This window comes from uncultured Campylobacter sp. (assembly GCF_937959485.1).
Taxonomy (GTDB): domain Bacteria; phylum Campylobacterota; class Campylobacteria; order Campylobacterales; family Campylobacteraceae; genus Campylobacter_B.
Genome location: NZ_CALGPY010000005.1, coordinates 32,278 through 53,806 on the forward strand (window position 1 = coordinate 32,278; position 21,529 = coordinate 53,806).

Below are 21,529 nucleotides of genomic sequence, written 5' to 3' on the forward strand. Positions count from 1 at the left end.
GGATTAGTATGTTAAAAAGTTTCAAACCCGTGCTTTTGGGCTCGGTTTTGTTCGCCGCAAGCGCCCTGTGTGCCGCAGATAGCGACTTAGAGCGCGTGATGAAAGAACGAAATTTAAGCGAAAAAGACGTTTTGGCGGCGGCTAAGACCTATCAGCCGACCGGTAGGAAGGACGATTATATGGTCTTCTCCTCCGGCGGTCAAAGCGGACAGGTGATCGTTTACGGCGTGCCGTCGATGAGGATCTACAAATATATTGGCGTATTTACACCGGAGCCTTGGCAGGGATACGGCTTTGATGAGGAGAGTAAGGCGGTCTTAAGATCGGGCTCCATTAACGGCAAAGAGATCAACTGGGGCGATACTCACCATCCAAATTTCAGCGAAAAAAACGGCGAGTATGTGGGCGATTATCTCTTTATCAACGATAAGGCGAATCCAAGAATCGCGGTTATAAATTTATCCGATTTCGAAACTACTCAAATAGTCGTAAATCCCGTAATCAAAAGCGATCACGGCGGCTCTTTCGTAACGCCTAATACCGAATACGTCATAGAAACCAGCCAATACGCAGCCCCTTTCGATAATGACTGGCACCCAATCGAGGAGTATCAAGCAGTCTATCGCGGCGCGGTAACGCTATGGAAATTTGACTACGATAAAGGCAAAATCGACGTAAATAAATCCTTTTCTCTAGAGCTTCCTCCATATATGCAAGATCTAAGTGACGCAGGTAAGGGCGAGAGCTTTGGCTGGGCGTTTACCAACAGCTTCAACTCCGAAATGTACACAGGCGGCATCGAAAAGGGTCTGCCTCCGATGGAAGCCGGTATGAGCCGCAACGACACCGACTACTTGCACGTTTATAACTGGCAAATTCTAGAAAAACTTGCTCAAGACAGCAAAAACTACAAGGTTGTAAACGGACATAGGATCGTTACGATAGACGCCGCCGTAAAAGCGGGAGCGCTATTTTTGATCCCTGAGGCTAAATCTCCTCACGGCGTTGACGTTAGCCCTGATGGTCGCTATATCATCATCGGCGGTAAACTAGATACTCACGCTAGCGTTTATGATTTCAAAAAGATCAAAGAGCTAATTGATAAGAAAGAATATGCAGGCAAGGATCCATACGGAATTCCGATCTTAGATATGCAAAAGACGCTTCACGGACAAGCAGAGCTTGGTCTTGGACCTTTGCATAATACCTTCGATTCGCAAGATGGCGTAATCTATACATCGCTTTACGTTGATAGCCAGATCGTAAAATGGAACTACAAGACGCTAAAGGTTTTAGATAGGATCAACGTCCACTACAATATCGGACACCTTGATTCTATGGAGGGCAAATCCTCTAAGCCTGTCGGCAAATACGTAATCGCGCTGGATAAGCTTTCGATCGATAGATTTAATCCTATCGGACCGCTTCATCCGCAAAACCACCAGCTCATCGACATTACAGGACCTAAAATGGAGATGCTTTACGATCTTCCTATCGGTCTAGGTGAGCCACATGACGTAGTTTCTATCGCTGCGAGCAAGCTTCATACGAAACCTACCTATACTATGGGAACAAACTCCCGCACCGGCAAACAACACCCTGCTATGACGCTAGCTGGTCAAGAGCGCATCGAGCGCGACGGCAAAAACGTAAAAGTCTATGCTACGGCGATCCGCAGCCATATTAATCCTGAGCACATCGAGGTTAATAAGGACGATAACGTAACGATCTATATGACAAATTTAGAGCGTGCCGAGGATGAAACTCACGGCTTTACGGTTGATGATTACGATTTGCATATGTCACTTGAGCCGGGTAAGACTGCGAGCGTAAATTTCATCGCAGATAAAGAAGGCGTATTTCCTTTCTACTGCACGGAATTCTGCTCTGCGCTGCACCTTGAGATGTTCGGATATCTATACGTAAAAGATCCGAATAAAAAATACACTTCAGCTAAAGCTTCTATGCTAAAAGCTCTTAGCCCAGAAGCTCTAAAAGCTGAATACGACAAGGTAGTAGCTACGAATAAAGCCACCGACGACGTTATCCAATCAGTCGTTAAATTCTTAAAAGAGAAAAACTACGAGAAATATCCTAAGGTCAAGGCTTTAGTCGATGACGCGCTAGATCAATACGGCAAAATTCCTGAAACCAAAGCCAAGGCAGACGCCGCGGTAAAAGCAGGCGATATGAACGGCGCGATACTTTGGGAAGGTCAAGTTTGGCAGTATTTAGTAAAAACCGCGGATGTCGGACTTCGCGCTAAAAACAACCTAATCCGCGAGCTCTCCACTCCTATGAGCGAGGCTGCGTCTAACGGCGAGAAGGCTTACCTACGCGGAGGCTGCAACGGCTGCCACGTCATCGGTCAAGTAAGCTCGGGTCCTGATCTAACGGGCGTCCTACTTCGCCACGAAAACGGCGAGAAATGGGTAGCCGATTTCATCAAAGACCCTGCTAAATTCTACGAAGACGACTACGTTAAGGCAATGATAAATTACTTCAACCTTCGCATGCCAAATCAGCATATGAAAGACGAAGAGATCAAAGATATCATCGAATACCTAAAATGGGTCGATGAGAACGCGGGTCTTAACTAGCCCCACTCTCCCCCGCAAGGGGGAGAATTTAAAGGAGACGAAATGCCAAAATATAAAATTTACGCGATTTTAGCGCTGCTTATTATGACGGTCGCTTTTACCATCCCTACGCTCGGATTTTTCAAAGTCCAAGGCAAAATCGTATCGGGGCAGGTTAGCAGCGTCTCGCAGCTGCCCGCATACTCCGCGCCGATATGGAATTTTTATACAAAAGCATCGTATAAAAATCACCTAATTCCTAGTGATGTTAAAAACGATCTAGGCGCGATGCTGGAGCATAAATTTGAAGTGGGGGTCCCTAGCATACCGGTGTGGAAAATTTCACTTGAAGCGCCGAACTATCCAAAAGAGGCCTTCCCCGATGGAATTCCACTTTACGTCCACGTTGACGGCTTTAGCGGCGATGTCGGCGAGATGAATACCTTAAATCATTATATCGGCATGTATCCCGTCTGGCGCGGCGGCACGCTCGAGCACTCGCTATCGCCGTATTATCTCATAATCGCTACGATCGGTATGCTTGCGTTTTTATACTACGACGGCAAGGGGCAGACTCTGCTTATGATCCTGCCGATCATTGCGCCGCTTATTTTCATCGGCTGCTACGTGGGCTGGCTGTATTGGTTCGGGCACAACCTGCAAGACTGGGGCGCGTTTAAAATAAAGCCTTTTATGCCTACGGCGTTTGGCGACGGCAGCGTGGCGCATTTTACTACCCATTCATATCCGGCTCTTGGCTTTTGGCTAATGCTGGCCCTGTCGCTGCTATCGGCGTTAGCTCTACTATCTAAGAAAAAATTTCTACGAGAGCATAGATGAGGCTTTTGCTTCTAGCATTCTCGCTCGCGCTAAGCTTAGGCGCGGGCGAGCTTCAAGACGCGATCGATAGCGCAAAAGCGGGCGATATTATCGAGCTAGCCGCAGGCGAATACCACGGCAATGTTTTAATCGATAAACCCCTTACTATCGACGGACTAGACCGCTCCGCCGTGATCATAGGCGATCGCAACGGAACGGTGATCCGCGTCCGCTCTCCGCATGTTACAATCAAGAATTTAACAATCCAAAATGGAGGCTTCGAGCATCTTAGCGAAGATGCGGGGATCAACGTAAGCGACGTAAACAGCGTAATCATAAAAAATAATCTCATCAAAGACGTGCTCTACGGCGTCGTGCTAAGCAAGGCAAACGACGTAACGATCGAGGGCAACGAAATTTCAAGCAATACCTACCGCACGAGTTTCAAAGGAGACGGCATCAAGCTTTGGTATTCCAATGCCAATAAAATTTTAAATAACGACGTCCACAACGTCCGCGACACCGTTTTTTACTTCTCTAACGGCAATCTCGTCGCAGGCAACAAAGGCCATAGCTGTCGCTATTCTCTGCACTTTATGAACTCCGGGCATAACGTCGTGGAGGATAACTACTACGACGGCAACAGCGTGGGATTATTTTTTATGTTTTCAAGCGACAATATCGCCAGGCGTAACGTCGTGCGCAACGCGGACGGCGCTTACGGCGTAGGCATCGGTATGAAGGATAGCTCAAATTTTACAATCACCGACAATAAAGTCATCTACAACGCCCGCGGATTTTATCTGGATCAATCCCCCTACCAGCCGGGCTCACTTAACGTTTTTGAAAACAACGATATCGAATATAACAGCATCGGCGTGCAATTCCACGCCACGCAGCTAAAAAGCGTATTTAAAAACAATAAATTTAAAGGCAATATGGAGATCGTACTGAACGATACGCCCCAATCCAAGCTCTTGCAAAACGAATGGAGTGGCAACTACTTCGACGATTACGACGGATTTGACCGCGACGGCGACGGTTACGGCGACGTTAGCTACAGCTCATACGCCTACGCGGATAGGCTTTGGGCGTATAAACCGAATGTGCGGTTTTTTTACGGCTCCAGCGGGATCGCGCTTTTAAATTTCATCTCCAAGCTCGCTCCGTTTTCCGAACCTGAGCTACTGCTAAAAGATCCAAAACCTAGGATGAGGCAATGATAAAGAATAGACGCGAAGCGATAAAACTACTCGGCGGAGCGCTCGGAGTACTCGGGGCAGCGAACTTATTTGCGGATGAGAATTCCACAAATTCCGTAAATTTTACGGGCGGCGAAGCGCAGAATTCCGGCGCGTCAAATTCCGTAAATTCTGCAGGGAGAAATTCCGTGCCGAATTCCATAAAACAAAATTCTGCGGAAAATTCTAGCGGGGATTCCGCCTCTTTATATCTGCGCCCGCCCGGAGCGCTAGCAGAACGAGGCTTCCGCTCTAGCTGTATCAAGTGCGGTCAATGCGTGCAGGTCTGCCCCTATCACAGCATCTATCTGCTGGATATTACTCATCTTTTTGACATCGGCACGCCCGTCATCGACGCCAAAGAGCGAGGCTGCTATCTTTGCGGCGCGCTTCCTTGCGTGCTCGCCTGTCCAAGCGGCGCGCTCAGCCACGAGACTAACGAGCCTAAAAAGGTTGCGATGGGTATCGCCGTGATCGAAAATTTAGACGCCTGTTTGGCGTATCGCGGACAGGTTTTAAAATCTAGCGATCTGCGCCTAAAGCCCGCCAAGACCGAGCAAGAGCGCGAGCTAAACTCAGCGCTAGCGGCGAAAGAGGGCAAGCCCTGCGATCTATGCGCGTCGCTGTGCCCTTACCCGCAGCCGCTCGATGCCATCGCGATGATAGAAGCAGGCGCGCATTTCGCTCCGCAGATCCGCAGCGCTTGCGTCGGCTGCGGCGCGTGCGCAGAGCTCTGCCCAGCGCGTATCATCGAGATACTCCCGCGGGCGGATTACAAATCAATCTATGAAGGAAAACAATGAAAAGCTCCATTAAATTCTACATCTGCTCGCTAGCTGCAGCGCTTTTGCTGTGCGGCTGCGGAGATGACGGCGATTCAAGCTCCGCCGCTGCAAATTCCGCAGGGCAAAATTCTGCGGATCAGAATTCCGCGAGTGTAAATTCCGCATCGCAGAGCGTGGAACAAAGCTCCGCCGCTAGAGCTCGCATCACCGTCAAAAGCGGCGAAGCGCCAAAGCGGGACGATAAGTTCGTAAGCTACGATTTTTACGGCGAGCGAAAGGTAAATTTTAATCTAAACGGCGATGTGAACGAAACGACCAAAAATATCGTGGCGTATTCAAGCATCAAAAACCAATACGAAAAGCTAAATTTCGACCTGATGAAAAAGCGTCTTGGGCATGATTTTATCCTGCGCTGTTCAGCGTGCCACGACGACTACGCCAACGGCATCATCGGCCCATCGCTTCTTGATAAAACCGACGCGCAGATCGTGGATATGATTAAAAAGTATAAATTCAAAGAAAAGCCCAACCCTCTTATGGTGCAGCTCGTAAACGGCATGAGCGAGCAGCAGATAGAGACGATGGCGAAAGAAATTTACGAGTTCAACAAACAATTTAAGGAGCAGAAATGAAACCGGGCAAAATTTTAGCTTTGATTTTGGGTGTAGCACTGATCGCGCTGATGATCTTTATGGCTAGTTCGGACGATTCTAGCGCGCCACAGCAGGAAGTCAAGCCGCAGGCGCAAGCAAAGCCCGCGTCGCAGAGTAAAAGCGTCGATCTCATCGACGATAAGGACGTGAAAAATATTAAAATTTTGCAGCAAAGCGTCAAAGAGCGCGATTTCAAGGTTAGCAGCTCCTATCTGGTAAGCTGCGCGCCCTGCCACGGCGATGACGGACGCGGCAAGATCGCTCCGCCGATCGGAGGCAAGAGCAAGGATCAAATTTTAGCAAGTCTCAAAGATTATAAGGCGGGCAAGATCAAAAACAGCCTGATGAGCGGACTTTTAACCAACGTAAGCGACGAGAGCCTAGATAAGCTCGCAGATGAAATTTCAAAATTTAAAGAGTAGCTCTTGGATAAATATAATTCGCGATGCACGATCAAAAATACGAGCTTTTTCTCGACCTTCGCGCTTAAAAATAAAAGCGGCAAACTGCGCCCCAGCATTCGGGCGCTGCGCTACGCCACGGTATTTTTGGTGCATCTGCTTTTCGTGCTTTCCTTTCGCGCGGATATTCAAATTTTAGAGGGCGACATCAGCGGCTCGCGAATACTTGGCTTTCACCTAGCAGATCCCTTTGCCACCCTTGAGGTGATCGCCGCGCACAAGGATCTGCCGATAAATCTACTCATAGGCTCGGGCACCATCTTGCTGTTTTATTTCATCGCGGGAGGCAAGGCGTTTTGCTCGTGGATCTGCCCTTACGGAGCGCTTAGCGAGATCGGCGAGAAGCTGCATAATACGCTAATTGCCAAGCACGTCATCAAGGAGCGCTCATTGCCTCATGGTATGCGATATGCGATCTGGGCGGTGTTTTTAGCGCTAAGCGCCATTACAGACCTGCTCGTTTTTGAAATTTTTAACGTAGTTGGAATTTTATCGCGCCTCATCATCTATGGCTTTTCGCTGGCTGGGCTTTGGATCGTTTTTGTATTTTTGCTCGAAGTGTTTTTTAGCAGGCGAGCGTGGTGCGCGCATCTATGCCCGCTAGGAAGCACCTATTCGCTTGCGGCAAAAGCAAGCCTAAGCAAGATTACTTGGGATAAGAGTAGGTGCGATCACTGCGGCGTTTGCCAAGACGTCTGCTTCGTCTCGCACATACTGGATATCACTAAAAAAAAGGCGTCCGAAAACCTGGGCGATAAGAGCAAATTTATGTTAAAAGGGATCGACTGCACGCTGTGCGGACGCTGTATCGACGTGTGTCACCAAGACGCACTGAGTATCGGCAATAAGCTAAAAGATATGATCTAAGGAAGCCTATGATAGAGATTAAAAACGTAAGCAAGAAATTCGCAGATCAATTCGTTTTAAAAGATATCGATCTAAATATCGCAGACGGCGAGCAGGTGCTTTTCGTCGGGCAAAACGGAGCGGGCAAAAGCTCGCTGATGCGGACGATTTTAGGCGAATACATACCCACAAGCGGCAGCGTCGCTATCGACGGATTTGATTCATTTAAGCAGCGCAGCCGCGCGCTACGCGGTATCAGCTTCGTGCCGCAAACCCCGCCGCCGCTTAAGCTGAGCCTAAATGAGCTCATCTACTTCGCCGAGCGCACGGCGGACGCAAGCAGAGCGGATATAGTAAAATTTTGCGGTGAAATGGAGCTTGATCTGAGTTCAAATTTAAACAAACCCTTTCATAAGCTATCCGGCGGTATGAAGCAGAAATTCTTAATTGCGCTAGCATTCGGCAGAGCTAGCAAGGCGATGATTTTCGACGAACCGACCGCCAATCTCGATCCGAGCGCGCGCGAGCATTTTAAGACGCTTTTGCGTAAGTATGCAAAAGACAGAAGCTTGATCTTTATCTCGCATAGGCTCGACGAGGTTGAAGGGCTGGTAAAAAGAATGATTTGTATGGATCTAGGGAGGATCGTAGATGATAAAAATGTTTAAATTTTTACTTTGCGCACTTGCGGCGCTTACGTTTTTAGGCTGCGGCGACGAGAAGGACTACGGCAACGTCCACTACGACAGAGACGTATGCGAGCATTGCCAGATGGCGATCAGTGACAACCGCTTCAGCGTGGATGTACGCGTGGACGGCAAAAACCACTACTTTGACGACATCGGCTGCTTGGTGGATTTTATGGTTACCAACGACAAGTTAAATTGGCTGGAGGATGCCAAAATTTACATCAACGACGCTAGCGGCAACGGCGAGTTTATCGACGCACGCACGGCGCACTTTTATCGCGGTTTTAAAACCCCTATGTCGTTTGGCTGGGGCGCGTTTAAAAACAAGCAAGAGGGCAAGCAAGACTTCAGCTTCGATCAGGTAGTCGCGGCGCTTAAAGCAGGCGGCGGCTCGCACGGAATGGGAATGGGCGATATGGGTCGCGATGCGCATGGCGATATGGGAAGCATGCACGGCCATGGCGATATGGGCGGCATGAAAGACCCTCACTCCGCGGAGCGCGGCACAAGCGAGCCAAAACATGATATGAGCGGTATGGGGCACGCTCACGGCTCAGATCACGGCATGGAGCACATGCACGGCGATGCGGGCAGCACGGCACACTCTCAAGGCGTGACGCACGATATGGGGCATATGCACGAAAGTAACGGCACGGCGCACGATATGCATTCGGGGCACGCGCATTAAGGACGTTTTGGCTAAAGCGAAATTTTGAGCGGCCCATGTTTTTGCGCTAAATTTAAAGCGTAAAATTTCAGCGCGCCGCCCGTGCCGCCATGGATGAGATGAAATTTTACTTTGCAGCGTCGTGAATGACGGATAATAGGCGATGCTGAACGACGCGATGTTTAAGCACACTGCGAGCCGGAGCCGTAAATTTAAAATTTATGCGCGGTCCGCGGTCGCGGGCGGGCGCGAGGCAGAGATGGGTCTAGAAAACGACCGCAAAATTTCATCTCGAAACGCGGTTAAATTTAACGCGCGGCGCAAAATTTCGCTTTGCCGAATTAAAATTTACGCAAGCGCACTAATTTAAAATTTCGCCGTAAATTTAAAATTTATCCGGCGCAAAATCTCGCTGCCTTGAGATTTTTAGAATTTCAAAATTCTATGCCGCGGGATACGCCCGGCTTTGAAATTTTACGAAGCTGAAATTTAAGCGGCCCCTCAAACGGCTAAATTTTAAAACTGCGGCAGATGACGGATAGCGGGCGGCAAACGGCGCGCTGTTTGCAGGCGCCGTAAGCCTGAGCTGTAAATTAAAATTTATGCGCGAGGCGCAGTACGCGAGCGCACTAGCTTAAAATTTCGCCGCTTGTTTAAACGCTAGATGGGCAAAATTTAAGGCCGCGAAATCCGCGCCGCAAAACGAGGCTAAAATTTAAAGACGGGTGGCGCGTTTAAGACAAGGCGCGCGTCCGCTTAAGCGCGGAGTCCAAGTATAAAGCCCAAGATCGCTTTATTTTAGAAAATTAAAGGAAAAGAATGAAAAATTTACTCACCATCGCCGCTTTGGACATCAAAGAGTCCTTCCGCTCGCGCTGGTTTTTGCTCTATCTGCTGATCTTTAGCGGGCTCGTGGCGGCGTTTTTCATCACGGGGGTGACCGACTCGCGCGTACTCGGTTTTAGCGGGCTTTCGCGACTGCTGCTGCTATTTATTCAGATCTGCATCATCATCCTACCCGTCTTCGTGCTCGTCACCACCAGCAAGGCGATCCTAGCCGACCGCGACCTAAATATCCTAGAATACCTGCTAAGCTTCCCGATCTCGCAGGCGCAGTATTATTACGGAAAGACGCTGGGAAGGCTATTTGGAGTCTTCGTGCCGATATTTTTGTCGCTGCTGCTTGCGATCGTTTGGGGCGCGATCAAAGGCACGGGCATTCCGTGGGCGATCTGCCTGCTTTATACGGGGCTTCTTTTTAGCTTGTGCGCGGTGTTTTTAGGGATCGCATTTTTGATCTGCGCCGTTTCAAAAAGCCAAGAGATGGGGCTTGGGCTCGCGTTTTTCGTCTGGCTTTTCTGCCTCGCGTTTTTGGATCTCGTGCTGATCGGACTGCTCGCAAAAACGGGAGTGAACGAAAATTTGATCTTTGCGATCGCCCTAGCAAACCCGATGGAGGACTTCCGCATCGCCGCTATCAGCCTGTTTGATCCCGATCTTGCGGTCATCGGTACGACGGCGTATTTTATCCTAGATCACTTCGGGCGTGGGCTTTTCATCGCCTTTTCGCTGCTCTATCCGATCGCGCTGGGCGCTGCGAGCCTGATTTTGGGCTATTTTATCTTTAGATCGAAGGATTTAGCGTGAAATTTCCACTCATTTTGGCGGCATTTATAGCGCTTTGCGGCGCAGCTGAGATGCAAAATTCCGCGGCTCAGAGCTCTGGCTCGGCGCAAAATTTAGGCACGCCTGCTAGTACGGGCTCCGGCTCGGCACAAAATTTCAAATCTGCGCGCGAGCCTGCGTGGCTTAAAGACGTAAATCTTACCTGCGCCAAATACGGCATCGACACTAGCGCACACCCCGAATTTCGCGCCTATGCAAGGCTCAAAGACGGCAGCGCGCTCGCGTTTGCTTCGCCCAAGGCGATGTTTGCATATTTTTTCGAGGGTGAAAACTTGAGCAGCAATAACGGCGGCGCTTCCGCAGAGGAAAATTTGATGAGCAAAAATCCCGCTAGCGGCAATTTAGGCGAGGCAAATTCCGCTAGCGCAAATTCCCGCGAGGTAAATTCCACCGATGCAAATTTCGGCGGCGCGGAGCTTTACGTCACCGATTACGCAAGCGGCGAAATTTTGCGGGCGCAGGACGCGTTTTATGTTTTCGGCAGCGTGCTGCAAAGCGCCAGAGGCGACGATCTCATCACGTTTGCAAGATTGCGCGACGCGCAGGACTTTATGCGCGAGAAAAAGGGGCATAAAATTTTGCAGTTTCGCGAAATCTCCGCTAGGCTAATCGATTATCTAAGATGATCGAGCCGCTTGGCGAAATTTAAACCCAGCTATTTAGTATATTTTATCCATAAAAATTTTATCTTTATTTTAATGCGCTATTAAGGGAATTTAAAGCAATTAAAAAATACAATCACGTTAAATTTTATCTATAAGAATTAGATAGTGTAGTTTTTTAGTATATTATTAAGGGCTACATTCTCGCTTATTTTTAAAATAAATTTTAAGGAGATAACCATGGCAAACGGCAAAATCTCAAAACAAAAAAGCTCACGCAAGAAGGCTGCGATGGATGAAAATTCTGCTGCGAATACGGGAGAAAATTCCGCCGCAGAGGCGCTCAAAAGCTCCGCTGCGTCCGTTTTTGATAACAGCACAAATAGCGCTCAAAATTCCGCCGCAAATTCTATGACTTCCGCCTCACTTACTCGCGACAAAATTTCTAAAAATCGCGCCGCAGGTGAGAATTCCTGCGACGAATGCGATTGCGAAGCCAAAAATTCCGCACCGAGTTACGATGATACCGCAAGTTCTACTTCAAGCACGAACTTTGCGGCGCGCTCAAGCACTCAAAGCGCAGGCAACGCCCAAAATTCCGCGATAGGCTCTACGACAAATTCCATGGCCGATTCTTTGATAAATTCCATCTCAAATCCTACGAAGAGCCCAAGCAGCAAAGACCACTTCTCTTGCTCGCACGAACATAGCGATAGCTCCGCAATCCACTCGCATCTACACGACGAAGATCTTGCGACTCACTCGCACGATCAAGAAGAGAACCTCGCAGCTTATTTGCACGAATACGGCGCAAATTCTGCGGCGTCTTCGCATGAGCACGACGAGGATTCCGCCATCAGCTCGCACGAGCACGACAAACATTGCCATGATCACAAGCCCCACTCTCATCGCGCGATTATCGGATTTGACGAGCACGGCATCCCAAAAGTTTTAGTGCCCGCAGAGGCTAGTCCGCACACACATAAAGACGCGCAGGGCAATCTTTTCGAGCATTTTCACGAGGCGGAATTTACGGCGGATTATATGAAGGCGGTGCTTGAATACAAAAAGACCTTCCCCACAAAACAAGAAGTACTTGAGAAAACCCCTGATCCCGCCGTGCGCGAAATGATGCTTAGGATGGAGCAGATCGGCGTAGATACGGCGTTTGATCGCTTTGATAAACAGATGCCTATGTGTAGCTATGGACTTAGCGGAGTATGCTGTAAGATCTGCAATATGGGGCCTTGCAAAATTACTAAAAAGGCCGATCGCGGCACTTGCGGTGCGGACGCCGATCTCATCGTATCGCGCAACCTATTGCGTCAAGTAGCTGCAGGCGTAGCTCAACACGGCGCGCACGCCAGAGAGCTTCTGCTGTCGCTAAAATGGGCGGCGCAGGGGAAATTAGATCTGCCCATAATAGGCGAATATAAAATCATCAATACCGCAAAAGCCTTTGGAATTCCAACTGAAGGCAGAGAGTTAAAAGAGGTAGCGATCGAGCTTGCCGATACGCTTTTAACAGATCTTTCGCAAAGTAGCGGCGAGTATAAAACCATCACTGCGCTCGCGCCCAAGGAGCGTCAAGAGGTATGGCGCAAGCTGGATATCTTGCCGATTAGTGCATATAACGAAGTCTTTGAGGCGTATCACCGAACGGGTGTAGGCACGGACGGAGACTGGCGCAGCGTGATGCAGCATCTTTTGCGCTGCGGGCTTGCTTTTACCTTCACCGGCGTAGTAGCTGCGAATATCGCTACGGATGCGCTATTTGGAGTAGGAGATCGCGTAACTTCCAAAAGCAATATGGGCGCGCTTAAAAAAGGCTGGGTCAATATCGCCGTGCACGGACATCTGCCGACACTAGTAAGCCTAATAGTGGGGATCGGAAATTCTAAAGAGTACCAGGACAAGGCTCGCGCAATAGGCGCGCAGGGGATCGCATTTTACGGCGTGTGCTGTTCTGGACTATCGGCGATGTATCGCAACTGGGGCGTCGTACCGCTCTCAAACGCCGTAACTGCCGAACTCGTCATAGGCACGGGAGCGCTTGATCTGTGGGTCGCCGATGTCCAAGATGTCTATCCTGCGATCATGGACGTGGCTAACTGCTTCCAGACCAAGGTCGTTACCACGAGCTCATCAGCTAGGCTTCCCGGAGCCGAGCATATTGGCTACGATCATCACCATAGCAATATCGCCGAGACTAGGAATTTAGCGCGTAAAATTCTAGACCGCGCATTGCAATCTCACGAAAAGCGCAAGGGACTGCCGGTATATATCCCGCCGTATGAAGTCGAGGCCGAAGTGGGCTTTTCGGTAGAATTCGTCCATAAGCACTACGGCGGCATGGAGCCGTTAGCGCACGCGCTAAAAAGCGGTGAAATTTTAGGCATCGTAAATATGGTCGGCTGCACCAATCCTAAAGTGCCTTATGAGCGCGCTATCATAGATGTCGCACAAACCCTAATCGAAAATAACGTCCTAATCCTGACCAACGGCTGCGCGTCGTTCCCGTTAATGAAGCTGGGCTTTTGCCAAAAAAACGCGTATAAAAAAGCAGGCGCGTCGCTGCGGGCATTTTTAGAAAAAGATGAGCTTCCGCCGGTTTGGCACGTGGGCGAGTGTATCGATAATACTCGCTCCAGCGGAATTTTCGCAGGTATCGCAGGGGTGCTAGACAAAAATCTCTACGAGCTGCCGCTTGCCTTCACCTCTCCCGAGTGGGCGAACGAAAAGGGCGTCGATGCCTCGCTCGGATTCCGCCTAATGGGCATCGACTCGTATCACTGCGTCGAGTATCAAATCCACGGCTCCGCAAACGTCATACACTTTTTCAAAGAGGGCACCAGGCGGGCACTTGGCTCTGTGATGCACGTAGATACCGATCCGGTCGCACTTGCGCTAAAAATGGTAAGCGACATGCGCCTAAAGCGTAAAGCTCTAGGCTGGCAGTAGCGACGGACGGATTCATTTCGCATCGCATTTTAAGCGATGCGAAATTTAACGGTAAAATTTAACCTCTTGTGGTCAAATAAAATCCCACAGCTAAACGAGCAGTAAAATTCTACAACTAAGTGGCTAGCAAAACCGGAGTCAAATAGAAAATTTTCGCGTAGCATCCGTTTACGGAATTCTAAATCAAATCTTCAAATCCTGGATAAAATTTCGCCGCGCGCCGCATCTGCTGCTAAATAGGCGGAATTTAGCCGGGCAAAATTCCGCCATCAGGCTTAAGTCTATCTTTCGCAAAAGGATGAAATTTTAAAATTCCATCTTGGCGTAAATTTCGTAGACGTTCATCTGAAATCCGCAAGTTAAATTTTGCTAAAAGCCTTATTGCACGGAGCTGCACGCCATTAGATTTGCCCGCGTATATGAAAGCCGAAATCATAAAAATTTAATATGATATGTGCTAAAATGTCATATTTGTTTAAGGATTTAGATGCATAAATCAAAGCCGCCGCAGTCTCTGCGTCATCATCGGTAGAAGGCGCCTCGTGCGAGGCGGAGGCACTGCTGCCAAGTCCTGCGTCTCGCAGCTTGAGGCGGTGCGACAAAAGCGCGTCTGTGCTGCGCCTGCAAACATTTTCGGCTGGGACCGCACGGGCGCGAGGGCGTCACTACAAATCTTGCAGGCGGCTAAAATTTTCATCCGGATCTTTTCTGAAATATTGATCTTGGGGCTATCACGAAAGAATTTTACTGCAAGCCTTTCGCCTACGAACTAAAGGGCGGAATTTAAAGCGGAATTTTAAGCGGATTTCAACGAGGCGAAATTTCAAAGATAAAATTTAAAGCAAGGGAAGGTATGAAAAATTTTAAATTTATGCTCGTGCTGCTGATACTAGCGACGATCGCGACGATCGCGATATCGCTTTGTATAGGGCGCTTCGGCCTAAGCATCACCGAGGTGCTAAAAGCGCTTAGCGGCGGCGAGGTAGCGCAAAACGCCCACAACGTCGTCATGCAGGTGCGCCTGCCGCGTATCATCGCCGCAGTGCTCGTGGGTGCGGCGCTGGGCATCAGCGGCACGGCGTATCAGGGCGTCTTTAAAAACCAGCTCGTCTCGCCCGATCTTTTGGGCGTCAGCGCGGGGGCTTGCGTGGGCGCGGCGATCGCGATCCTGCTTGATCTAAATATCCTTTTGATCCAGCTTTTCGCTTTCGTTTTCGGGCTTGCAGCAGTTTGCATTACGCTTTTGATCACGCGAGCGCTACGTTCAAGCGCCACCATAATGCTCGTGCTTGCGGGCATCATCGTAAGCGGTCTGATGGGCGCGCTGATCGGATTTTTAAAATTTATGGCGGATCCCGAGACGAAGCTTGCAGACATCGTGTATTGGCAGCTAGGAAGCCTCGCGAAGGTCGATCCCTCCGTGTTAGCGATGATAGCGCCGGTGATGGGGGTTTGCATCGCTATCTTGGTGCTGATGAGCTACCGCATAAACGTCCTATCCATGGGCGATGCGACCGCGGCGAAGCTCGGCGTAAACGTCGTGCTGGAGCGGGGCATCATCATCGTCTGCGCGACGCTGCTAACCGCAAGTAGCGTGTGTATCAGCGGCATAGTCGCGTGGGTGGGGCTTTTGATGCCGCATCTAACGCGCATGATCGTGGGCGTGAGCAACACCAAGGCGATCCCGGCGAGCATATTTTTAAGCGCAATCTTCGTGCTCATCGTAGACGACGTAGCGCGCAGTATAAATCAAAGCGAGATCCCGTTAGGGGTGCTTACGGGCTTTATCGGCACGCTATTTTTTATATTCATCCTGCTTAAAAACAAAAGGAAGCTAAATGGTTAGGGTTGAGAGCTTAGACTTCGGCTACGTAAAATCCGCCCCTCTGACGCTGCACGACGTAAATTTACACCTCGAAGCGGGCGCGATGCTGACGATTTTGGGGCAAAACGGCGCGGGCAAATCGACGCTTTTAAATTTAATCAGCGGCACGCTTGAGCCTCTGCGCGGTAAAATTTCAATCGACGGCAAGGATATGACGAGCCTCAGCGCCAAAGGGCGCGCCGAGATCATCGGCTACGTCTCGCAAAGCGAGGTCTGCGAGTACGACTACAGCGTCTTTGAATACGTCCTGATGGGGCGCACGGCACATATCGGGATCTTTTCGCAGCCGAGCGAAAGCGACTACAAGCTCGCGCAGCGCTACATGAAAATGCTTGAAATTTGGCACCTAAAAGACAAGATCATCACGCGTCTAAGCGGCGGCCAGAGGCAGATGGCGTCCATCGCGCGCGCCCTTTGCAGCGAGCCCAAGATCGTGATCTTCGACGAGCCGACCTCGGCGTTAGACTTTGCCAACCAATACAAATTCCTCCGCGCCACGAAGGAGCTTTTAAAAAACGGCTACACCGTCGTTTTAGCCACGCACAATCCGGACTTCGCGCTGCTTTTGGGCGGATACGTCGCGCTCGTAAAAGGCGGCGGCGAGGTCGCATACGGCAAGGCCGAGCAGATCATAAAAAGCGAAATTTTAAGCAAGCTATACGATCTGAAGCTCGACGTCAGCTACAACGAAAAGGTCGGCAGGGTGTGTTGCTTGACGTATCCGTTTTGATCTTAACTTCTCGGCTCGAACAAGGTCCGAACCTGCGAGTGGGGCTCTGCCCCACGCCCCGCTAAAGTTACGGCAGGCTAGCGCCTGTATTTTTATCGGTTTGACTTTCGCGGAGGGGTACGGCTCGTCCTTAAAATAGAAGCTTCGAAATTTTAAAATTTTATCGCTTACGCTGCGCGAGCGAGAGGACTTAATGGGCGCTAGCAACGATAAAATTTTAACGTCCGCGGCGGGGATTTTGCGGCGGCGGAATTTTAAAATTTCAAAGCGGGCGGCGGGGTCGGAATTTTAAAATTCGCTCTAAATTTTAAGCATAAAAATCAAAATTTATCGTTACAATTACGTAAAATTTTTAAGGAGCAAAAATGAAAAAAATAGTTCTTTTAAGCGCCGCCGCGGCGCTTGCCGTAAATTTAAGCGCGCAGGAAAACAGCCTTGAGATCTACGCGAACTCCGCCTTCTTGTACCAAAACTTCGGCGCGCAAAAATCAAACTTCAGCGTGAACGTCCCGGAGTACTTGGATATCCGCAGCATCGAGATCGCGGGCTCTTGCGAAGTGCGCGAATTGTCTTTGGAGGGGATTGAGCCCGTGAAAAACGCGGAATTCGCCAAAAAAGAAGCGGACGAAAAGAGCTTGCGCGAGCTAAGCGACCGCCTGGTCGCGCTTAAGGCGCAGCAGCACTTTTTAAGCGATTTTGCGAGCTTAAAAGATAGAAGCCTAGCGAGCCTAAAGACGGATTCGCAAAAAATTTACGACGAAGTCTTGCTCGTAGCGGGCGAAATTTCAAAGACGGACGAGCAAATCGGAAAGCTCAAAGAGAAAATTTCAAAATACGTGATCAAAAACGAGCGCCGCTTAAACGCGAACTTTGGCTGCGATCCAAGCTTCGTTAAGATCAGCTACCCCGTTGACGTAAGCGCCTACACGCACAACGAGCTCTCAGCAGATCTTGCAAGCGGCAAAATCGAGGTCGCGCAAAAGCTCTCGGTGCAAAATCCGCTAAACGCGGAGCTAGCGAATTTAACGATCGCGCTGTATCCTTACGAATACTCCTCGCAGACCGCGCCGCAGCCGTTTTATCCATGGTACGAGGGCGAACCTGCAAGACCGGCGCCCGCGGCGGCGTATAAAAAGGATGTGATGCTAGAGACGGCGACTATGGATAGGGTCGCGCCCGCGGCGGAGGCTAGATCGTCGTATGCAAGGACGGGCGCAAATATCGAAAACTCGCTCTCAAAGGTGTGGAAAATCAGCGACGTAAGCCTCAAAGCGGGCGAAGCGGGCGAGTTCAGCTTCGATAAACAGAGCCTGGATGCGAAATTTGATCTGCTCATCGACGGCTACGGCAGCGAGGCGGCCTACGTGCGAGCTAAATTTAGCCCCGAAAGAAACATAGAGGAGGGCGAAACGCTAATAAAGCTCGACGGCGTGCAGATCGGGCTCGTGCATCTCGGCTTTGCCGCAAACGCGGAGGCTACGGCGTATCTGGGTAAAAACAGCCTGATCGAAGTCAAAAAAGAGCAGGCGAACAACTTCACGAAAAACTCATTTTTCGGCGGCGAAAGCAAAAATTCCATGGCTTGGGAATACGAGATCAAAAACGGCTCCAAGCGCGCGTGGAATGTGGTTTTGCAAGAGCGAGCGCCCGTTTCGACGCATGAGGACGTAAAGGTCGCGCTGAAAAACTCGCCCGAGCAGAGCAGCCTCGGCAAGGACGGACTGCTTAGCTGGGAGCTTGAGCTAAAGCCGGGCGAGAGCAAAAAGATCCGCTTCGGCTATGAGTTAAGCAAACCGAAGAAATAACGAGCTTTGGCGCGGCGCGGTTAAATTTTGCGCAGCGGAGTAGCTTTTGCGGTGCGGCTAAATTTTATGCGGCACCGCTTTATGAGACGAATCGCCTTTCGCCGCGCCGCTGAATTTTACGCACTGCGTCGAGGAAAATTTAAGCGGCGCGAGAATTATAAATTTAAATGTTGCGACGATTTAAAATTGGCTAGCGCGAGATATGAAATTTAGCGATGCAAAGGGGTTTTGGCGCAGATAGAAAAACTTTGAGCATCGCGCAAATTTATCTCAAATTTAGAAAGACCATGGCGATGAACGCGAAGCAAAGGTATAAATTTTACGCGGCGGCGAAGTATGCGTTTGCTTCACTGGCGGCATTTAAAGGATCGTTATGAAATTCTACAAATCTCTTAAATTTAAAATCCTAGCCGCAGCGCTACTTTTCTGCGCCGCATTTATCCGCATCGTACCAGATTACTCCACTTCACGAGGCTCCTGCGTAGTTACTATTTTTGGCTATTACAAATATCAAAAGGGATATTGTCTAAAAGAAAATAGAGTTTTAAGCAACGAAGAGCTACTTCAAAATGCCGCTATAAATTATTTTAAAAGATATCACGACTATGAGGTTCTGCGAAATACCATTATCGATGAGCACGATATAAAAAATTTCGGCCATAGTTTTTATACGGCGCACATCTCCAAGCTCTATCTAATCGGCGATTTCAATGAAGAAAACTGGTTTGATTTTTTAGTTGAAAATACCGACAGAAAGAGTTTTGATTATGAGATAAAAGACAAGACGCAAATAGATATCTCCGATCTATCTAAATACTTTGTGTATAAGGATGAAATTTTAGGCTTTAAAAAGCCTATCATTTTATCCGAAGAGAAAAATCCATTTCATAACGGAAAAATGTTTTTAGAAAAATCATTTTTAATAAAAGAGAATAAATTTTTTGTGAATTATGCCAGACCTGATTATATAAGTTGGTATATTGAGCTTAACAATAAAGAAGATTTAACAAAAATCAAAAGCAAAGAAAATTTAATACGAATAAAAAACGGATATGAGAACTTAGAAAGCCTTAACGAAGTCTTGGCTTATACCCATATGAAAAATCTGCGACGTAAATTCTCATACGATAATTGCGGAAATATAAATTTTGATATCAAAGCTCCGGCGGAACAGGAACTGGATATGTGGATTCACGGCGGATAAAGTTAGTTGAAGCTTTATCTTAACGAATTTAACCGAAAAAGGATAAGAGATGAGCAAAAAAGAAACTGATCTAAGATTAGAATTAGAGGGTAATTACGGAGCCGATATATTGAGTTATTATTTGTGGGGAAAGAAAACTCCTCCTGGTCCGAAAGAATTAGCCTCTAACGAATGGATGGGCAGAAAAGAACTGATATGAAATTTTATAAATCCGTTAAATTTAAAGCCTTGGCGGGCACGCTGCTTCTTATAATAATACTTTGTGCCGCATTTATCCGTATAATTCCCGATTACTCCACTTCGCGAGGCTTTGTGATAGTTTCTCTCTCTGACTACGACAAATACAAGCAGGGATACTGCCTCAAAGAGGATAGAATTTTGCCGAAGGAAGAGCTGTATAAAAGAGTAGCAGGGGCATATTTGGACTATGATGTAAAGCTATACCAAATGATTGATGATTATAGGTTAAAAACCTTCGGTAGATTTTGGTCCAGTAAATACGAGGTTGCATACTATGAACTAGAAAATATAAACTTATCAAATTGTTTTGAAGTATTGGAAAAATATTACCAAGAGGGAAAAACGACCGAGCAGATACTGATGAAAGAGCTAAAGGCTAAAAAAACCGATCCAAAGAAATATCTAAAAATAAATTTGAACGATACGAGCGTTGGATTTGACAGACCGATAGTTAGGGTTGACGGTGGTGAGGAAGAGGTCACAGGCACTTTGTTTCTTGATAAATTCGCTATATTTAACGGTAATTATATGCAATTTAACCATTCGGAGTATATTTATGACACGAGAGAAAATTTTATTATCGTGAAGAAATACTATAAAGAGAGAAAAAATGCCGTAGTTGGTATTGGAAAAGGTTTTAAATTTGATAACTGCGGTAATATAAACTATCCGCTGGAAGAATATTATTTGGGTGGCAGAGATATAGAGATGCGCTAAAAGTTTTATAGAAATTTCCTTAAAAAATTTATGGGACTTAAGACCGATGGATGCGGAGCAAAGGTATAAATTTCACAGGGCGGCAAGGTATTTGCTGGCGGTGCCGATGGTTTTCTTGCTTGATTGGTGGGTGGCGGTCTGATCGGCTCAGTTTTGTAGGTGGGCAGCGGCTTTGATTTTGGCGGTTTTGCCTTTTGAGAGCGTGCTAAGAATTGCCGCTTTTGTCGCAATATTTGCGATTATGGCTTGCGCGCTGCTTTGGTATTTGTTTAAAAGGTATAAAAACTTTAAGCCAAGCAAGCTGTTTGTAAAAAATCCAAATCTTAATTTGCTGCTTTTTGCGGTAGAAAATTTATCGCTCGGCGCTTTTTACGGCGGGTTTTTGGCATGCCTCACTGCTGGGTATTTTTTAGGCGAGCGTGCGGCAGTCTGGAGTATAGCGTTTGTTATCGTTGCGCCCGTTTGTCTGCTCGTTTTCGTGATTTCGTATATGTTTAACGAAAAGAAAAGCTAAACTTATGCGCCTTTCGCGCCCGCTAAATTTTATCTCTCGCGCAGCACGGACTTAGGCGCGGATTTAACCCGCGCAAGCTGGGCGCTATTTAAAATTTAGCTCATCCCGTTTGCTTTAAAATTTTAAAATTCTATCATCGCAAAAGCTCCGCTGCGGGCGCTAAATTTTATCTCGCCGCAACTCAAAACCTACTAGCCGCCGCGTTTTGAAATTTATATAAAACGCGCTTATCCTCGCTGCGATATTCACAAAAATTTAAAACGGCGCGGAACTCGCCTTGCAAACGGCGATTGCACCGCGGGCTTATCTATTTATTTATGCGGACAGCGGAGCCTTCGGCAGGCTAAATACGAAACCCTTATCTTAGCCGCAAAGCAAATCCGAGCTTCGGCAGAGAAAAGCGCGAGCGGCAAATGCAGAAGCAAAACCAAGCGGGCGCGTTTGC

At 48.3% G+C, this 21,529-nt stretch carries 21 protein-coding genes; all 21 read left to right on the forward strand.

All coding sequences use genetic code 11. From position 1 onward, the window contains the following. The first annotated feature begins 8 nt into the window (after nt 1-8). The 21 genes from nosZ (at nt 9) to Q0380_RS02200 (ending at nt 21,084) form a co-directional block, all read left to right on the forward strand. Complete coding sequence (gene nosZ / locus Q0380_RS02100) at nt 9-2,600, forward strand: Sec-dependent nitrous-oxide reductase (RefSeq protein ID WP_005870833.1); 2,592 nt, start codon at nt 9-11, stop codon at nt 2,598-2,600. 42 nt (nt 2,601-2,642) lie between these two features. After that, entirely contained in the window at nt 2,643-3,419 is a 777-nt protein-coding gene (locus tag Q0380_RS02105; protein WP_005870834.1) for a hypothetical protein, read from the forward strand. Then, the gene (locus Q0380_RS02110) at nt 3,416-4,621 is read left to right on the forward strand and encodes a nitrous oxide reductase family maturation protein NosD (RefSeq protein WP_298959565.1); all 1,206 of its coding nucleotides are present in this window, start codon (nt 3,416-3,418) and stop codon (nt 4,619-4,621) included. The genes Q0380_RS02105 and Q0380_RS02110 overlap by 4 nt, the downstream gene beginning before the upstream one ends. Continuing rightward, nucleotides 4,618-5,442, forward strand: a complete 825-nt coding sequence (locus Q0380_RS02115; RefSeq protein WP_298959567.1) for a 4Fe-4S dicluster domain-containing protein — start codon at nt 4,618-4,620, stop codon at nt 5,440-5,442. Before Q0380_RS02110 ends, Q0380_RS02115 begins: the two co-directional genes overlap by 4 nt. Further along, the gene (locus Q0380_RS02120; protein ID WP_298959568.1) at nt 5,439-6,056 is read left to right on the forward strand and encodes a hypothetical protein; all 618 of its coding nucleotides are present in this window, start codon (nt 5,439-5,441) and stop codon (nt 6,054-6,056) included. Before Q0380_RS02115 ends, Q0380_RS02120 begins: the two co-directional genes overlap by 4 nt. After that, nucleotides 6,053-6,499 carry a cytochrome C gene (locus Q0380_RS02125; RefSeq protein ID WP_298959571.1) on the forward strand — a complete coding sequence of 149 codons (447 nt, stop codon included), beginning with the start codon at nt 6,053-6,055 and terminating at the stop codon, nt 6,497-6,499. Before Q0380_RS02120 ends, Q0380_RS02125 begins: the two co-directional genes overlap by 4 nt. A gap of 3 nt (nt 6,500-6,502) precedes the next feature. After that, nucleotides 6,503-7,405 (forward strand): NapH/MauN family ferredoxin-type protein, encoded by a 903-nt coding sequence (locus Q0380_RS02130; RefSeq protein WP_298959575.1) that lies wholly within the window; start codon nt 6,503-6,505, stop codon nt 7,403-7,405. Between the two features lie 8 nt (nt 7,406-7,413). After that, nucleotides 7,414-8,052 (forward strand): ABC transporter ATP-binding protein, encoded by a 639-nt coding sequence (locus Q0380_RS02135; protein WP_298959577.1) that lies wholly within the window; start codon nt 7,414-7,416, stop codon nt 8,050-8,052. After that, nucleotides 8,036-8,761 (forward strand): hypothetical protein, encoded by a 726-nt coding sequence (locus tag Q0380_RS02140; RefSeq protein WP_298959580.1) that lies wholly within the window; start codon nt 8,036-8,038, stop codon nt 8,759-8,761. The genes Q0380_RS02135 and Q0380_RS02140 overlap by 17 nt, the downstream gene beginning before the upstream one ends. Before the next feature lie 798 nt (nt 8,762-9,559). Then, nucleotides 9,560-10,387, forward strand: a complete 828-nt coding sequence (locus tag Q0380_RS02145; RefSeq protein WP_298959583.1) for an ABC transporter permease subunit — start codon at nt 9,560-9,562, stop codon at nt 10,385-10,387. Further along, nucleotides 10,384-11,052 carry a nitrous oxide reductase accessory protein NosL gene (locus tag Q0380_RS02150; protein WP_298959586.1) on the forward strand — a complete coding sequence of 223 codons (669 nt, stop codon included), beginning with the start codon at nt 10,384-10,386 and terminating at the stop codon, nt 11,050-11,052. The genes Q0380_RS02145 and Q0380_RS02150 overlap by 4 nt, the downstream gene beginning before the upstream one ends. Before the next feature lie 216 nt (nt 11,053-11,268). Next, a complete protein-coding gene (locus Q0380_RS02155) occupies nt 11,269-13,989 on the forward strand; it encodes a carbon monoxide dehydrogenase (RefSeq protein WP_298959589.1) in 2,721 nt (906 codons plus the stop codon). A gap of 542 nt (nt 13,990-14,531) precedes the next feature. After that, nucleotides 14,532-14,762 (forward strand): hypothetical protein, encoded by a 231-nt coding sequence (locus Q0380_RS02160; protein WP_298959592.1) that lies wholly within the window; start codon nt 14,532-14,534, stop codon nt 14,760-14,762. Nucleotides 14,763-14,842: 80 nt separating this feature from the next. Next, a complete protein-coding gene (locus Q0380_RS02165; protein ID WP_298959594.1) occupies nt 14,843-15,835 on the forward strand; it encodes an iron ABC transporter permease in 993 nt (330 codons plus the stop codon). Beyond that, on the forward strand, nt 15,828-16,604 hold the full coding sequence (locus Q0380_RS02170) for an ABC transporter ATP-binding protein (protein WP_298959597.1): 777 nt from the start codon (nt 15,828-15,830) through the stop codon (nt 16,602-16,604). The genes Q0380_RS02165 and Q0380_RS02170 overlap by 8 nt, the downstream gene beginning before the upstream one ends. 365 nt (nt 16,605-16,969) lie before the next feature. Beyond that, a complete protein-coding gene (locus Q0380_RS02175) occupies nt 16,970-18,409 on the forward strand; it encodes a DUF4139 domain-containing protein (protein WP_298959600.1) in 1,440 nt (479 codons plus the stop codon). Nucleotides 18,410-18,624: 215 nt separating this feature from the next. Further along, nucleotides 18,625-18,786, forward strand: coding sequence for a hypothetical protein (locus tag Q0380_RS02180; protein WP_298959603.1), 162 nt, complete (start codon nt 18,625-18,627; stop codon nt 18,784-18,786). Then, complete coding sequence (locus Q0380_RS02185) at nt 18,783-19,613, forward strand: hypothetical protein (protein ID WP_298959607.1); 831 nt, start codon at nt 18,783-18,785, stop codon at nt 19,611-19,613. Before Q0380_RS02180 ends, Q0380_RS02185 begins: the two co-directional genes overlap by 4 nt. Nucleotides 19,614-19,662: 49 nt before the next feature. Next, on the forward strand, nt 19,663-19,812 hold the full coding sequence (locus tag Q0380_RS02190; RefSeq protein WP_298959614.1) for a hypothetical protein: 150 nt from the start codon (nt 19,663-19,665) through the stop codon (nt 19,810-19,812). After that, nucleotides 19,809-20,570: a hypothetical protein gene (locus Q0380_RS02195; protein ID WP_298959617.1), complete on the forward strand. Its 762-nt coding sequence runs from the start codon at nt 19,809-19,811 to the stop codon at nt 20,568-20,570. Before Q0380_RS02190 ends, Q0380_RS02195 begins: the two co-directional genes overlap by 4 nt. A gap of 178 nt (nt 20,571-20,748) precedes the next feature. Next, nucleotides 20,749-21,084 carry a hypothetical protein gene (locus tag Q0380_RS02200; RefSeq protein WP_298959620.1) on the forward strand — a complete coding sequence of 112 codons (336 nt, stop codon included), beginning with the start codon at nt 20,749-20,751 and terminating at the stop codon, nt 21,082-21,084. Nucleotides 21,085-21,529: the final 445 nt, after the last annotated feature.

What these genes read in the sequence shown, in the direction of transcription:
- Q0380_RS02115 (WP_298959567.1), top strand. Translation starts at nt 4,618, where the DNA reads ATGATAAAGAATAGACGCGAAGCGATAAAACTACTCGGCGGAGCGCTC.
- Q0380_RS02135 (WP_298959577.1), top strand. Translation starts at nt 7,414, where the DNA reads ATGATAGAGATTAAAAACGTAAGCAAGAAATTCGCAGATCAATTCGTT.
- Q0380_RS02190 (WP_298959614.1), top strand. Translation starts at nt 19,663, where the DNA reads ATGAGCAAAAAAGAAACTGATCTAAGATTAGAATTAGAGGGTAATTAC.
- Q0380_RS02155 (WP_298959589.1), top strand. Translation starts at nt 11,269, where the DNA reads ATGGCAAACGGCAAAATCTCAAAACAAAAAAGCTCACGCAAGAAGGCT.
- Q0380_RS02110 (WP_298959565.1), top strand. Translation starts at nt 3,416, where the DNA reads ATGAGGCTTTTGCTTCTAGCATTCTCGCTCGCGCTAAGCTTAGGCGCG.
- Q0380_RS02180 (WP_298959603.1), top strand. Translation starts at nt 18,625, where the DNA reads ATGCAAAGGGGTTTTGGCGCAGATAGAAAAACTTTGAGCATCGCGCAA.
- Q0380_RS02145 (WP_298959583.1), top strand. Translation starts at nt 9,560, where the DNA reads ATGAAAAATTTACTCACCATCGCCGCTTTGGACATCAAAGAGTCCTTC.
- Q0380_RS02195 (WP_298959617.1), top strand. Translation starts at nt 19,809, where the DNA reads ATGAAATTTTATAAATCCGTTAAATTTAAAGCCTTGGCGGGCACGCTG.
- Q0380_RS02125 (WP_298959571.1), top strand. Translation starts at nt 6,053, where the DNA reads ATGAAACCGGGCAAAATTTTAGCTTTGATTTTGGGTGTAGCACTGATC.
- Q0380_RS02175 (WP_298959600.1), top strand. Translation starts at nt 16,970, where the DNA reads ATGAAAAAAATAGTTCTTTTAAGCGCCGCCGCGGCGCTTGCCGTAAAT.
- Q0380_RS02185 (WP_298959607.1), top strand. Translation starts at nt 18,783, where the DNA reads ATGAAATTCTACAAATCTCTTAAATTTAAAATCCTAGCCGCAGCGCTA.
- Q0380_RS02165 (WP_298959594.1), top strand. Translation starts at nt 14,843, where the DNA reads ATGAAAAATTTTAAATTTATGCTCGTGCTGCTGATACTAGCGACGATC.
- nosZ (WP_005870833.1), top strand. Translation starts at nt 9, where the DNA reads ATGTTAAAAAGTTTCAAACCCGTGCTTTTGGGCTCGGTTTTGTTCGCC.
- Q0380_RS02140 (WP_298959580.1), top strand. Translation starts at nt 8,036, where the DNA reads ATGATAAAAATGTTTAAATTTTTACTTTGCGCACTTGCGGCGCTTACG.
- Q0380_RS02120 (WP_298959568.1), top strand. Translation starts at nt 5,439, where the DNA reads ATGAAAAGCTCCATTAAATTCTACATCTGCTCGCTAGCTGCAGCGCTT.
- Q0380_RS02170 (WP_298959597.1), top strand. Translation starts at nt 15,828, where the DNA reads ATGGTTAGGGTTGAGAGCTTAGACTTCGGCTACGTAAAATCCGCCCCT.
- Q0380_RS02105 (WP_005870834.1), top strand. Translation starts at nt 2,643, where the DNA reads ATGCCAAAATATAAAATTTACGCGATTTTAGCGCTGCTTATTATGACG.